The following is a 13,902-nucleotide window of genomic DNA, read 5'->3' as shown; positions in this document are numbered from 1 at the left end:
CGCTCAGGTCACGGTGAAGGCCGCCGGGCGGGAGCCCACATTGTTGTTGAAGACGCGGAAATGGCCCGTGCGCGCACCCGCCGGAAGCACAACCCGGATCGTGACCATCGAGGTGCCGCGATCAAAGGTCCAGGACAGCACGCGGCACGTCGCACCGTTGAATTCCACCCGGTCGCGGGGTCCCTGGCTGGGCCCGAGCCCCCAGCCTGTAAGCGTGACCGCCGAGCCCGCCGGACCGCTGCGGGGCAAGATCCGCCGCAGGTAAGGCGCATACAGCCGACAGGCCTCCAGCGCGTTTTCGGCCAACAATTCCCGGGAGTTCGCGGGCCGGGTCGGCGCGCAGACATGGTACATCTCATGGAGCAGGGTCGCGGCAAGGAAGTACCGCCCCTGGTCATACGCCGTATTATTATAGGCGATGTCGCTGGTGCCACGGATGTTTTCACCCAGCCGGATGCCGTCATCATCCATCCGGTAGACGCGGGCATTATCAAAGGCATCGCGGAGCGCGGTCCGCGTGCCCCCATCACAATTGTCGGCGAAATAGTTCTGGCACCGGGTGCTGGACAAGAGCCGCGCGACAATGGACCGGGCCGCGGCCAGGCGTCGGCGATGGTTCGGCTGACCCGCGGGCGTCCCGTCCGGCACTGTTTCCCAATCCGTCCCGGCAGGAATAGGCCCGGCACCGATCTGCCAACGCTGGATCGGTGCGGCGTCTGCGTGCGCACCGCGATAACCGCGCTGCTGGATGACATGGGTCAGCTCATGCGCCAGCAACTCGGCCCCTCGATGCGTGCCCGGCGCGTATTCACCCGGCCCGAACACCACGTCCCGTCCGGTGGTGAAGGCCCGCGCGTTCAGCGCCTTGGCGGCCTGTTGCGCGTCAGCGCTGGTATGCACCCGCACATCCGAGAAATCCGCACCCATGCGCGCCTCGAAAAACCGCCGTGCCCCCGAGGCCAGCGGCTGGCCCCCGCCGCGCATCCTGTCGATCCGGGCGCTTGCGACGGGGCCTGTGCCTGCCCCAACCTCGCGCCCTTTCATCTGAAGCTCCTCTTCCTCCTCCTCGGGCGCACGCTGCAGGGTGTCATGTCGCTTTGCCTGCACCTCCTCTTCTTCCTCTTCCGGCTGACGCTGCACGACGTCTCGCCGCTTCATCTGGAGTTCTTCTTCCTCCTCCTCGGGCTGCCGTTGCACATCGGATCTGCGTTGCGCCTGGATGTGCTCGTCCTCGTCCGAACAAGCGTCGCATTTGCGCTGGCTGGCGGAACCGGCCAAGGTCGAGATCGGCCCGACGGGCTGATCCGCGACGACCCGCGCGGCGACCGCATCCGCCTCCCTTTCGTAGGCGTCATTCTGGGGTCCCACCCGCAGCTTGGCCTGTACCTGCCCTGCGTGAAGGGCGGCGCGGACGGCGGGGGAGTTTCCCCGCGCCCCCGGTTTGACGCTGCATCTTGCGCGTTTGCGAATGCGCCCGATAAAATGGCCCATGATACCCTCTCCCTAGCGCAACCGCAGCTTGGCGGTGTCGATCAGGGCCTTGCGCGCCGCCGTGTCCTGCCCGATTTCTGCCGTTCTGAGCTTGGCGGTGGACGCCGTGGCCAGGTCCCCGATCGTCCGCACGCCTGCACGTTCAAGCCGGGCCGCGACCTCGCGCGAGACCCCTTCCAGCTCGGTCACCGGTCGCAGGCTGTCCACATCGACCTTCATCTTGCGTTGCATCTCACCCACCGCATCCAGACCGGAGCGCAGCCCCTCCAGTTCCGTCTTGAGGCTGTCGCGCTCTATCTTGAGCGCCTCCAGGCTCTGGGCCTCCGCCTCCCGCATGACACGCAGGGCATCCACCTCGGTCTCGATCTTGGCGGTTTCCAGCTTCAGGTTGGCGAGGGCTTCCTCCGCCGCCGACGTGTCCTTGGCCTTTTCGATCCGGCTGGTCAGCTCGACGATGCGCGCCTCCTCGGCAGGGGTGAGCGTGGGCGCCGGTGTCGTCACAGTCGTGATCCGCTCTTCGGCCACGAAGGCAGCCTTGCCGTCCCGCTCGTAGACGATGATCTTCGCGCTCGGGTCCAGTCGACTGGGCGTGCGCGCGAAATCCAACAGGTAGCGGTCAGCCAGCTTGGGATCGTAAGGCCGCACCTCGATGTTCTCGATCCCGGCCTCCTGCAGGTTGCGCAGGGCGTCGTCGGTCGCGCTGTTCTGCAGGCTTTCCTTGCGAACGCCTTGGGGGGCCAGGAACTTCTGCGTATCCGTGGACAGAACCGCATCGCCGACAAAGCCAGTATAGATATTGAGCTTCTCCATCTGCCGCCGCTGGAAACTCGGCATATCTGCCCGCTTGTAGGCCCGCATCGCAACCAGCCCCGTGCTGGCCTTCACAGGTGTGGAAACGCCCGAGGCGGCCCCGAATTCCGGCGGTTTTGGCGGCGGCGAGATGCCGTCCGAGAACTGATCGAGGAAATTGGGCAAGACAGTGCAGCATGCCTTGGCAATCGCTTGTTTCATCAGGGGGATGATCGGCACCAGGGACAGCCAATAGGTCCAGGCCATGAAGGTCTGCACATATTTGCGTTTGCCGAAATTGCAGATGTTGAAGACCGCGCCGTCGCGGATATCGACACAGGCGAGATAGATCTTCTCGGACCCGTCGCATTCGGGGCATTTCACCAGCAGATGGTGACAGAAGCAGTCCTTGAGATACTGAAACAGGTTTCCCACCAGCGCATAGAACGCCATCAGGATGCGCCAGCGTGTCTCGGCCAGCGGCGCCAGCCGATCGGCGGACCGGGCCACCTCGGCCCGCGGAATGGAAGTTACGGTGCTGGAGAGCGCATTGACCACCTGCACATCGCCCTCCGGCCCCACCGCGATACCCGTCGGCCAGAGCTGCACGGGGATGCGGGGCTGGATGACACCCGTGCCGTTGGCGGCGATGGCCTGCAGGCGGAAGCTCTCTGCAAAGCTGGCATAGAGCGTATCACTGCCCCGGTCGAATCCTAGGCTGATCAGGCTGTTCTGGACTGCGATCTGCGCCTGCAACTTGGCCTGGTCCGCACCGGCCCTCGGGACATCGAAAGTGATGATCTGCTTGTCCCCAGCCGGCTCGACCCCGTCGACGACCAGATACACCCGGCTGTCGTCGCCCGGACGCACCGCGATGTCATCGCGGCCGGAAACGAAGCGATCACTGAGCTGGCCGAGAACAACCATAGGCGGCGCGCCCCCGCCCGTCTCGTTCATCTCGCAGACCGCCACCCGGTCATAGTCCACCGGGGGCGCCGTCGCCGTTTGTCCGTCTACCGGCGCCGCCGCCGGACAGAAGATACGCCGCGCGACCGTGTCCACCGCCATCTGCCCCGTCGCGTTGAAGGCATGGACCGGGTCCGGCCGCGGCTTGTCCTGCTGCGACAGCACATCGGGCCGGAGCGCATAGAGCCCCGCACCAGGTCCCGTGGCAAAGATCAGCTTGGGGTCACGTGGGTCCAGTTCCATGTCCGAGAGCGTGATCCCGCAGAGGATCTGCATCGGCTTCTCGAACACATGGGTCTCTCCGACCTGGGCGATGCCCAGCACCGTGTCCTCGCCATTCACCGACGCCGCAACATAGAGCAACTGCCCATCCGGGCTGAGCGCTATGGCCGTGACCTCACCGCCTGAAGGGATCGGCGCCCGGATGATTTCGACCAACTCGCCCTTGGCGGTGTCGAACACATGGATCGCTTCGTCCGTCCCGCCATAGGTGTAGACCCGCGCGCCGGTCGGATCCGCCTTCAGGCGGGTGTGGTTGTCCGCCCCGAACCAGGTGTCGATTTCGGTCTCGGGAAAAGGATACTCGGGAAAGACATCCGCGTTGAGAAGCCCGCAGAATGTCTTGGATCCGATCAGCGCGCGCAGCCGGTCATAGAGCTCGCGCAGGATGTCGTATTCGCGCCGCGACAGCCACACATAGGGGCCGTTGTCCTTGAACCAAATCTGCTGCACCAGGTTGACGAAGCTGATGAACTTGCGGCGCGCCTGGCTGACGATCACGTCGCCGTCCTCGTCCACGGCGAGTTGGCCATCCTCCATGAAGGACAGCTCCTCGCTCAGCTCGTTGATCAGATCGAGAATGCAATGCTGGATGAAAGCGCCCAGCAGCGTGCCATCCATCAACTGATCGAAAACGCTGGTGTCACCGCCTTCATGGGGTTCGACCCGGACCATGGGCGCGCCATCCACTTGCGCGATGTGCAGGCACGCGGTGCCGCGCCCCTCCTGCAGGATCGGCGCATTCGGGTTCTCGGCATCCCAGGCCCGCACCGCGTCCATCAGGTCCACATGGATACGATCCTCGACGATGATGTCCGAGCCCTCGCAATCGATGGCGTATCCCTTGGTCACCGTCACGCATTGCGACGGATCCTCGTCCGAGTCCGGGTTCTCAGGGCAGCATTCCACGATCAGGCCACACACGATCCCCCAGCCATGGAGATGCTTGTTGTGCCATTTCAGGTCCTTCTGCCGACAGAGGTGGTCGAGCGCATCCTGCACGTTCTCGACCCCGGGCATTTCGCAGGCGGTATTGTCGTAGCAGACATCGTCCGCGTGCAGGTTGGTCAGGGGCGGAAACTGGAAGCGTTTGCAGGCGTCCTTGTTCAGCAGGCTGAAGGTACCGTCCTCGGCCACATCTGCCAGACACATGTAATGATGCTGGAGACCATCCGGTGTGGCGTCCTGCCGTATCACGTCGCCGACGCCGTGCAGAGCCTCGCGCACGGTCCCGATCCAGTAATCCCCTGCGAGATGCTGGTGATCGGCCAGCTCCAGCCGCAGGGTCATGGTGTCGAGCGACATCAGGATCGTGGCGCCCTCGGAAACATGGCCATGCTGGGCTTCGGCCAGAACCGTGGACAGCCGCTGCCCGCGATCGGCCCCGAAGGGCACGCTCTCACCGTCGACGGTCTGTGTCGCCATCTCCCAGATCGCACCGTTCTTTTCCAGCACGACGTAACCGTCCCAGCGGCGCACGAGGGAAAACCCCGCGGGCGGCGCCCCCTGCGGATAGCCTTCCACCAGCGCCCCCACAGCCGGCGTGAACCCGGCCGCGATGACCTCGGGATGGTGAAAACCCGCGTGGCTCTCGCTCAGGCTGTCTTCGGACGCCGCATGATAGAACTCGTAGATCCAGTCCGAGGCCTGAAACCCCGGCGGTTCCTGACCGATAACGGCGGCTTCGGCACCGTTTTCCCGCGACCATTTCAGGGTGATGCGGCGCGGCGCGCCCGCCGCGTTGCGATCAACCGCATGCACCTCCACCCGGAAGGCATAGTTGCCTACCCGTCCGCTGACGTCGATCTCGTCCAGACAGGGTTCGCAGGCGTCCGGCGAGGCCGTGCCCGCGCGCAGACGCATATCCAGGCGGCCCTCGCCGATCGACGGGTTCTGCGCCGGATCCTCGGGGTCGAAATCCTGCGGGCATAGCTTCACCTGCGTCATTACGCGCTTGCGCGTGGAGGTATCCGCGCCATGCAGGGCGGCGTCCATCAGATGGGGCTCTTCCAGCGCGGTGAGGCTCCGCTCCCAGATATCGAGGTAGAGCCGATGCGCCCCCTCTGGCGCCTCGGGCGCGCCGGGAAAATCGGCCTGGTCCGCGAGGTCGAAGGCCGCCGCGCCGCTGCGGGAAGCCAGCACGCCCCGGAGCCCGTCGACATAAACATCGCCCCAGACAATCGAAAAACCGCTCGCTTCGTCCCCGGCAATGATCCCCCCCTGTTCGGGCGTGCCGGTGCCGATCACATCGCCCAGCGCGCGCTCCAGCCTGTCCCTGGAGACCTGCATCGCGGCGTTCCAATCCGCATCGGTGATCATCCGGCCCTGCTGCTGAAAGACCCCGGAATAGGGCTGGTGCAGGCTGGTCGGGAATTGGCTGAGTTGCGTTTTCATGGCACGTCCTCCGCGCGTCGTCTCTGGGCTCGTCTGGGGTGGTCGGCTATGCGCCTAGGGCGGCGACCAGGGCTCGGCGGTCAGCCGGATGTCGGGGATCAGAACCACCTCCTGCCCCACGGGGAGGAAATCGCTCAGCTTGTCATGAATCGCAGACCGCACCGCGGCGTGACGGGCTTCGTGAAACGCTCCGATCTCGCCCCCGTCCTCCGCCCCGGTGAGGAGTGCGGGATGAGTGGCCGGGCTCAGAACACCGACATGGCGGGCCGGAAAATCGCGGCTGAAGAACGCCGGTGCCTCCGTCGTGACCTGCCGGAGTTGCAGGAGCCCCGCGGGCTGATCCGGTAGAATGCGGGAGTATCGCAGACACCCCCCATCAGGCGGCGCTGCGGTGTCATTGTCCGGCGCGTGCACCGGCCCGTCGAACAGGGCCTCGCTGGCCTCGACCGCCCGCGCGACAGTCGGCCCCAGCACCGTGACACCCTCCAGTCGCACGCGCCCCTCGGGCGCGGACAGTCCCTGCGTCAGGCAGCTCCGCAACCACAAGGCAGGTTCCAGAAGATCGACACGCTCGGTCGCGGCCCGAACCATCGCACAGCGGTAGAATTCCAGCCGCGCGGTAGCGCTGGTGACCGCGCCGGTGAAACTGATCCCCTCGAAGCGGAACGTGGTGCCTTGGGTCTCGGCAAGGTCAAGGTCGACCGATCCCTGCACCTGCACAGGCCGAAACGGTCCTTCCACAAGCGACATGTTTCGATGGATGACCACGCCTGGCTCGGTCTCAGTGTCGATCTCGATCCGGGCGAGATAACCCGCCGAGGGCGTGTCCTGCCAGGTCACCACCTCCGCAGAAGGCGGGAAGAACCCCGATGGCGGCGGCAGGAATGCAAGGACCCGGCGCGGATGGAAATGCCCCACACGCCAGTCCGGCGTGCGCATGTCCGGGGTCCGGGGAGAGATATCTTCGAAACTGCCGGGAAAGCAAGGCGCTCCGTGGTGCGCGCCCTGGCGCCAGACCCGGTCCACCCCGTCGATCCGGGCGCGTTGCACGCCCGGCCGGTTCGGATCGGCCGCCATGGCGCGGCTTGGGCAGCGCATATCGACCGTGGCCGCAGACAGGTCAGGATGCCGTGCGTGGTTTGCGGGGCTGCCCGCGGGCTCCTGCCCGTAGCCTAACGACCGGGCCGGGCGCAGGGGGCGGTCGATCCGCGGTGTCATCGCGACTCGCTGCCAGCCCTCCTGCACCACGGCCTCGGTCTGGCCGATCGCTTCGATGATACTGTCGAGCGTCGCCAAGGTGCCCTTGCCCTGGCGCCACCGGATCGCATGGGCCAACTCGTCCCGTCGCCCATCCGGCAAGGGCGAGACAAGCCGCGCATCCACCAGATCGGCGAAATAGGGCAGCAGCCAGTCCTGCGCCGCCTGCGCGCCGGGGTCGGGCGCGTCGGGGAAGTTGTCCGCATAACGCTGCCGCAGGGTGGCATGGACTGCATCCAACAAGGCCCCGCACCCTGCGAGGTAGGTTTTCAGGTCCCCTGTCTCGTCGCGCTGCCTGTAATAGGCCGGGAGGATGCGATAGAGCGTCTGGGCGAAATCCTCGGGCATGGCCTACAACGTGAACTCCTGTGTGCTGATGGTGAGCTGGGACAGGTCCGGGTCGTGGTGGATCATCTGGTTCGGCCGCGGGCGCACGCTGCGCACCCCGCTCCCTGTGCCCAGGCCGATGCCGGGCGCGGGCGTGATCCCCGCCCACCCCGCGGTCAGGATATCGGCCCGGGCGTTCTCGACCCCCTCTACCCCTTCCACGAGGTGCAGGATCTGACTGCGGAAGAGTGGCGCACCGAGTTGTGCACGCTCCAGCGCGTAAGCCTCACTGATCTTCAAGCGGACGACCTCGGCCACTTCATCGGGATCGTACGCGGCGCTCCTGACTTCGATCCGAACCGACAGGCTCAGTGGCAACGCCACATACGGCACCACTCGCAGATTGACACCGGGGAGCCCGTTTCCTGCGAGAAATCGCGTCAGATCCTCGCCCAGTGTGCCCATGCGCCCACCTGCCGGGACCACGACCACCTCAACGAGTTCGCCACGTGCCGTACCCGGCGCCACCCTGTAGGACATGGCCTGCAAGACCTGGGCGTTCTGCGCCGCGAGCTTGCCGAAATCACTGACCGAGACAGCGCGCCCAAGGGTCAGAAGGCCCGCCGCCGCATTGTCCCGCAGAGACTCGACCCCTTCGGCCTCTGCCCCGCCCGCCGCTGCCACAGGCTGCCGGACAGCGGAGAGCCGTGGGTCCGGCTGCACGATCTTGCGCAGCGTGCTGCGCGGCAGATTGCCCACCGAACCTACGCCCTTGCGCCATGTCGCGCGGACATTGTCTGTGCCCGTGGGCAAACGTCGCCCATGGCGCCCATCGCCGAAATGGGCAGTGACCGTGCCATCCTCGGCCACCCGGACCTCGTAATCCGCATCCGTCGGCCCACTGTCGCGCAGGTTGCCCACCTGGCGCCAGCGCCGGGCTCCCACAAAGATCTCGACCCCCGCCCGCACCCCTGCTGGCATCAGCGGGTCGGTGGTGAACGAGAGCTCCTGCGCCTTGATCTCGAACACCTGGTTGGAGGCCGTCGCATCCCCCGAGCCGATGATCTTCAGGTCCTGTGTTTCCCCGTGATCGGCGGTCACCACATTTGCAGAGAGGGTGGTGGACCACCGCTCGAACGGCGTGACATCGAGGGGGTCGGTCAATTCCGTTCCCGGGATCACCGGCGCAATTTCGATCCAGCCCGGACCGGTCGCGGTGATCTCCCCGGCATGGGAGCGCTCCGGATCCTCAAGTATAACCTGTCGCCCCCGGGCCAGCCGCGCCGAGCCCCCGACATCGACCAGCACGCGCGTCACCCGGTCTGAGAGTGCCGTGGCATCATGAACCGAACTACGGTTGCGATCATGATCCAGCGGACGCAAGACATCGGCGAAGTGCAAGTGCACGGGCGCTTGCAGATCTGTAATCTCCGGGACCGTATCGATGGCTGTATCGCCCTCCCGCTCAGTCACCGCCGTCACCCGAACCGCCTGCAACTGCGAACCCGCCGAGACGATCCAGTCGCCCTGACGCAGCCCCTCCACCGCGCCGCCGAGCACAAGACCGGAAGGGGCCGCGACCTCGACCCGGGCCACCGGATCGCTTCCTCCGGGCACATAGAGCGCCGTGGCGAGGCCCGTGACGAAGTCATATTCCGGGAACGAGTTGCCCAGCGCGTCATTGGAGCTCTTGGTCCGGACATCCGCTGTCTTGTCGACAAGCGCCACGGACCAGACCCGCCCGGACGCGCCCCGCTCGAACGGCAGAACAAGCGTTTCTGACCCGGGCAGCACCTGAGACCGCGCCTCGACCATCGCGTAGAGATCCGCGCCGACCCCTGGCATGAGACCGCCGTCCAACCGCACGCGGTCCCCGTCGATCTCCATGACCCGCGCCGTGCGCCAGGTCCCGCCCGCAAGCCAGGTCACCGTGCTGCGCCCGGCGGCGAGATTGTGCTCCGGTGTCAGGATCACCACGTCCGGACCTGCAAGCCGCGGCGTCTGCACCAGACGCGCGCCCGCATGGAGCGCCACGCGCCAGCGCTTGACCGTCAGGTCGCCCCCGCCTGCGGGGCTCTGGCCCTGCAACATGGCCATGCCCCCTATGCCGGGGTTGACCTGCACCCCGAAAGCACTCGGCGCGGACACCCCGTCTGCCGCGGCGATCTCCAGCACCGCGATCTCGCCCACCACCGGCGCCATCCCGGAATCGGGCAGGGGAAAACTAGCGACATGACCACTCGCTGCAGCGCTGTAGGCGAAATCCTCCTGACCGCGATTCCAGTCGGTCGGGCGCAGCACATTGAGCGCAGGGTCCAGATCCAGATCGGCAATCGTCTCGAAGACCGGGGGCGGCCCGTCGCCACCCGGCCCGGCCTTGACCTGGAACCCCTTGGCCAGCTTGCCCGCCTCGCTGGCATCAAACGCCAGGACCGTGCGCGCTGATGCAGGCGGCGCGGGCCGCGCATCCAGCAGCTTGATCAGATGCCGCACGCTGTCCCACTGGGTCGCCGTACGGATAAAGGTCTCATTGGCGTAGGCATCGATATGCTCGGTCAGAACATGGGTGGACCGGGCAAAGGCCCGCAGGATTTCCCACCCATGATCCCGCCGGATGTCCGCGTATTGCGCCAGAAGCCGCGCTTCGCGCTCGGCCGGGTCCTCGTCCGCTGCGACCGGGTTGCGGGTGACCAGATCGCTCCAGCGCGGCAAGGCCTCCCCGGGTGCGCGGTATCCCTCCGCCAGATGCGCACGCAGCGTTTCCAGAAAGGTGACCGCGTTGCCACCGACATAGCGAAAGCGGCGCAGCCCGGCCCGGTTCCAACGTGTGAAATCGCCGCTCATCCCGCCAGACCTCCGCTCGTCCGCAACCGCAAAAGACCCCGCCCGGGCATGCTCGGGTCGTTGTCACAGATCGCGATCTCGCGTTCGACCAGCTCGATGCGCCCGCTCTCGGACTGGTCCGAATACCTGTCCCCAAGGCGCTTGAACCGGTTCAGACAGACTGCCTCCACGCCGTCCAGCGCCATCACCGCCGCAATCACATCTGACGCGTGCAAGTCTTCACCAAACCGCAACCGCGTGGGCGAGAAGAACCCGTCCAGCCCCGTGCCCAGCGCTCGTGCAACCGCCGCTTGCATCTCGGAGCGGTAGAAATTGTCCCGTACCAGAACGGTCATATCGATCAGGACCGGCACCTCCACCGGATCCTCCAGCCAGATTTCCTGACCGGCCATGCGGTAGGCATCGATCAACTCGCGCAACCCGCTGCGCAGGGTTGGCTCTGCGTCCCAGTTGATCAGGTCGATCCCCGCCTCCCGGTGCAGTCCGTCGATCTCGGCCCGCAACGCCGCGGTCTCATCGCTTGCAGGGCCGTAGATCCCGCCGATGGGTGTATCGAGCGGCGTGTTCTCCCGGGTCAGGCAAGCCACGCGCAGTGTATTCCACGACCCGGTCCAGCGCATGCGCGCATGGGCCCGCTCCACGAGGGGGTGCGCTTCGAGTTGGGAGACCACATCCGCCTCGGTCACCATCCGGCGCTGGCGCTGAATGGAACGCGGCCCGTCGATCTTGGCCGCCGCCATCTCGGCCGGGTAGGTCAACCAGCGGTCCAACAGGACTGCCTTGGCCGCGGCAACCTGCGCCGCGTCATCCGGGTCATACGCCAGCCCCGAACCCGGCAAGGGGTCATAGCCGATGAAGTTCAACAGGCGCCAAACGCTGTCGGGCCGCCGTGCCGTTTCAAGAAACGCCTCCGCATGCACCCGGTCGAGCATGTCCGAAAGCTGATCCAGAACCACCGATAATGCTTCGACCAGCACCACCTCCAGGTCGGCGGGCGACCAGCTGCGCCGCTCGGGAAAGCGCGCGGCCAACTCCTCCATCATGGCGATGCGGAAACCGTCATAGTCCCGCTGGAGCCAGTCGAAATCATCCCCCACCGGCGGCAACGGGTCAGGCAGCTGCACGCGCCGCACGCCGCAATCGGGGCACCCGGCGTCGAAGCTCAGAACGCTTTGCGGCGTGTCGGCCATCTCAGCCCGCCCCCCCGATGGCATAGGTGTTGCGTTCGGTGTGGTTTATCGCGGCGAGCGTGAAGCCGACCGTGACCAGCAGATGCGCCTCCGACGAGGCCGCCGTGTCGATGCCCACCTCGATGGTCTTGGGATCGACCTCCCCCGCCAGCGCATCGGTCAACGACGCCGTCAGCCGCTTGCGCGTCACCTCCCAGAGCGGCGGCGCGTTCGGCTCGAACACCAGCGCCACGGCCCCCACCCCGAACTCGGGCCGGAACCAGCGTTCGCCCGGGTTGGTGAACAAGACCTGCTCGATGATCTCGCGCACATGGGCGAGCCGAGACGACACTTCAGCCCCCTCCGGCCCCACAGTGAGGGGGAATTTCATGTAGTCCGGTGCGTTGAGGCGGGTCATCGGGTCATCCTCAGTTGGCCGTTGTCTTGGTGGTCAGGCTGGAAAACTCGCCCTGCGGGATGGGCGGCGATGTTGGAGAGCCCGGGAAGGTCGTGGTGTGGACATGGGTGGCAAAGAGACTCAGGAAGCTCATGCCCTTGATCAGCGGCTCGCCCCCTTGTCCCGCCACCGCGACCTGGTTGCCCTCGATGGTCACGGTCGTGCCCTTCACGGTCACGCCGGACGGCCCCATCACGACCTCGTTGCCATTGGCATCGCTCACCGTCGTCCCGGTGGATGTCATGGTCATTTCATTGCCATTGCCGTCTTCGAGCGTGACACTGTTGCCCGTCTCGTCGAGGGTCAGGATCGCACCGCCCGCATTGGTCAGCACAAGACCTCCCTCAGGGTCCATCACCAGTTCCGCGCCGCTCTTGTGGGCCAGCGTGATCCGCTCGTCCCCATCCGCGTCGTCGAAGCGCAGCCGATGTCCCGACGGGGTCTGCAGCATCCGCGTGGTCGGCTCCGGCTGGCGCGCGTCCTCGGGGGGCAGGTCCGAGGCACGCCAGAAGGTGCCCACCCAGATGGGCTTGTCCGGATTACCCTCTTCGAATTCCACCCAGAGCTGGCTGTCGACCTCCGGGATCAGGAACAGCCCCTGCCCGTCCAGCCCGCCAAAGGGCGCGCAGGGCAAGGCCCAGTCCGACACCTCGTTGCCCATCACCGAAGGCACCCGGACCCGCAGTCGCCCGAGCGTCTCAGGGTCGGCATTGTCCACCACAAACCCTCGAAATTTGCCGTAATAGCGGCGCGCCTGCTCCTGCGCGACCTGGATGTCCAGCGGCTTGTTCATGTGCCGACCCCCCGCAGCCGCGCCAGCGGATCGCCTGTTTCGGGCAGGTTGTCGCCATAGGCGTTGCGCTGCAACTCGAACTCCTGCCGGTAGCCCGTGGTGTCGAACACGTGGCGCACCCGGTCCACGTACCAGATGCCCGAATGGCGGTTGCCCACCCCGTCCACGCCCACGGGCAGTCCGGTCAGCAGCACATGACCATAGAGCGCGCCATCCAGAACACCCTTGCCGCTGATCTTCATGGCATTGGCGTTGGCCTTCTCCTGCGCAAGGGTTTCGGCCTTGGCCGCGTCGCTCTCACCCTCCTTGCGGATCTTCCAGACGAACCCGTCGTCCAGCGCCGCGACCGAGCTTGCTGGCTCCGGGCCCAGCGCATCGAGGTTCGGGGCCAGACGCCGGGTCTCGGTGCTGGCCCCCTCGGCGCTCGCCACGTCATACTCCACCCCGTCGGGCTTCATCCCGTCATCGGTGACAGCAAAGTTCAAACAGGTGGTGTCCGGCCCGGCATAGACCTTCACCGTGGCCTGCGGCGCCGCCGTCAAGCGCCGGGGTCCGAAATAGACCGCGCCCCGGCGGTAGATCAGCTCGAAACCATTCACCTCCGCCCGCTTGCGCAGGAAGGCCGCATCGGTGTCGTCCTGGGTCACCGCGAGGTCGGTCTGGCCCAGGGCCGGCATGCCCTCCGGGACAAGGTCGTTGCGCGACAGGATGTCCGTGACGATGGCCTGATCCGTGGTCCGCCCCTCCGCGCCCCACGCCTCGGTTCGCGCGGTGCGATCAAGGGCGAGGCTGTCATCCTGCACCGCCAACGTGACCGTCGCGCCCCCGGTATCCTCGGGGAAGGACACATCGATCTGGCGGATATAGCCGCGCATGACCTCTTCCGTTTCGTCCCCGAACGCGGCCTCGATCCGAAGCGGCTTCCAGGGACGGATCCGGTCGTCATCCTGCACGATCCAGCTGCCGTCGAGATCCCGGCGCGTCTCGAATTTCAGGACGGCTTCGGAGGCCGCCTCCCGCGCCGTATCGACCGTCACCTCCATCAGGAACGGGTAGAGATCGACGATCTCCGCGTCCCCGATATGGATCAGGCACTCGCCGGGCGCACGGCTCTGGGTCTTGATCAGCTCCAGCAT

The 13,902-nt window shown here is 66.3% G+C and carries 8 protein-coding genes; all 8 read right to left on the bottom strand.

The features are described from left to right. Positions 1-3: 3 nt before the first annotated feature. Genes PVW48_RS13425 through PVW48_RS13390 form a run of 8 tightly spaced genes read right to left on the bottom strand, consistent with a single transcriptional unit; the run spans position 4 to position 13,902 of the window. Positions 4-1,491, bottom strand: a complete 1,488-nt coding sequence (locus tag PVW48_RS13425) for an eCIS core domain-containing protein (RefSeq protein ID WP_274581710.1) — start codon at positions 1,489-1,491, stop codon at positions 4-6. A gap of 12 nt (positions 1,492-1,503) precedes the next feature. Beyond that, the gene (locus PVW48_RS13420) at positions 1,504-5,919 is read right to left on the bottom strand and encodes a DUF6519 domain-containing protein (RefSeq protein WP_274581709.1); all 4,416 of its coding nucleotides are present in this window, start codon (positions 5,917-5,919) and stop codon (positions 1,504-1,506) included. A 54-nt stretch (positions 5,920-5,973) separates the two neighbouring features. After that, positions 5,974-7,524: a hypothetical protein gene (locus tag PVW48_RS13415; RefSeq protein WP_274581708.1), complete on the bottom strand. Its 1,551-nt coding sequence runs from the start codon at positions 7,522-7,524 to the stop codon at positions 5,974-5,976. 3 nt (positions 7,525-7,527) lie between these two features. Beyond that, a complete protein-coding gene (locus PVW48_RS13410; RefSeq protein ID WP_274581707.1) occupies positions 7,528-10,347 on the bottom strand; it encodes a hypothetical protein in 2,820 nt (939 codons plus the stop codon). After that, complete coding sequence (locus PVW48_RS13405) at positions 10,344-11,537, bottom strand: hypothetical protein (RefSeq protein WP_012179214.1); 1,194 nt, start codon at positions 11,535-11,537, stop codon at positions 10,344-10,346. Before PVW48_RS13405 ends, PVW48_RS13410 begins: the two co-directional genes overlap by 4 nt. Position 11,538: 1 nt before the next feature. Next, the gene (locus tag PVW48_RS13400; RefSeq protein WP_012179215.1) at positions 11,539-11,934 is read right to left on the bottom strand and encodes a GPW/gp25 family protein; all 396 of its coding nucleotides are present in this window, start codon (positions 11,932-11,934) and stop codon (positions 11,539-11,541) included. A 10-nt stretch (positions 11,935-11,944) separates the two neighbouring features. Continuing rightward, positions 11,945-12,766 (bottom strand): phage baseplate assembly protein V, encoded by an 822-nt coding sequence (locus PVW48_RS13395; protein ID WP_012179216.1) that lies wholly within the window; start codon positions 12,764-12,766, stop codon positions 11,945-11,947. Then, positions 12,763-13,902, bottom strand: coding sequence for a phage late control D family protein (locus PVW48_RS13390; protein WP_274581706.1), 1,140 nt, complete (start codon positions 13,900-13,902; stop codon positions 12,763-12,765). The genes PVW48_RS13395 and PVW48_RS13390 overlap by 4 nt, the downstream gene beginning before the upstream one ends.

This window comes from Dinoroseobacter sp. PD6, assembly GCF_028807315.1.
Taxonomy (GTDB): domain Bacteria; phylum Pseudomonadota; class Alphaproteobacteria; order Rhodobacterales; family Rhodobacteraceae; genus Dinoroseobacter; species Dinoroseobacter shibae.
Note: the sequence above shows the minus strand (reverse complement) of the source record. Positions and strands in the feature narration are given on the sequence as shown.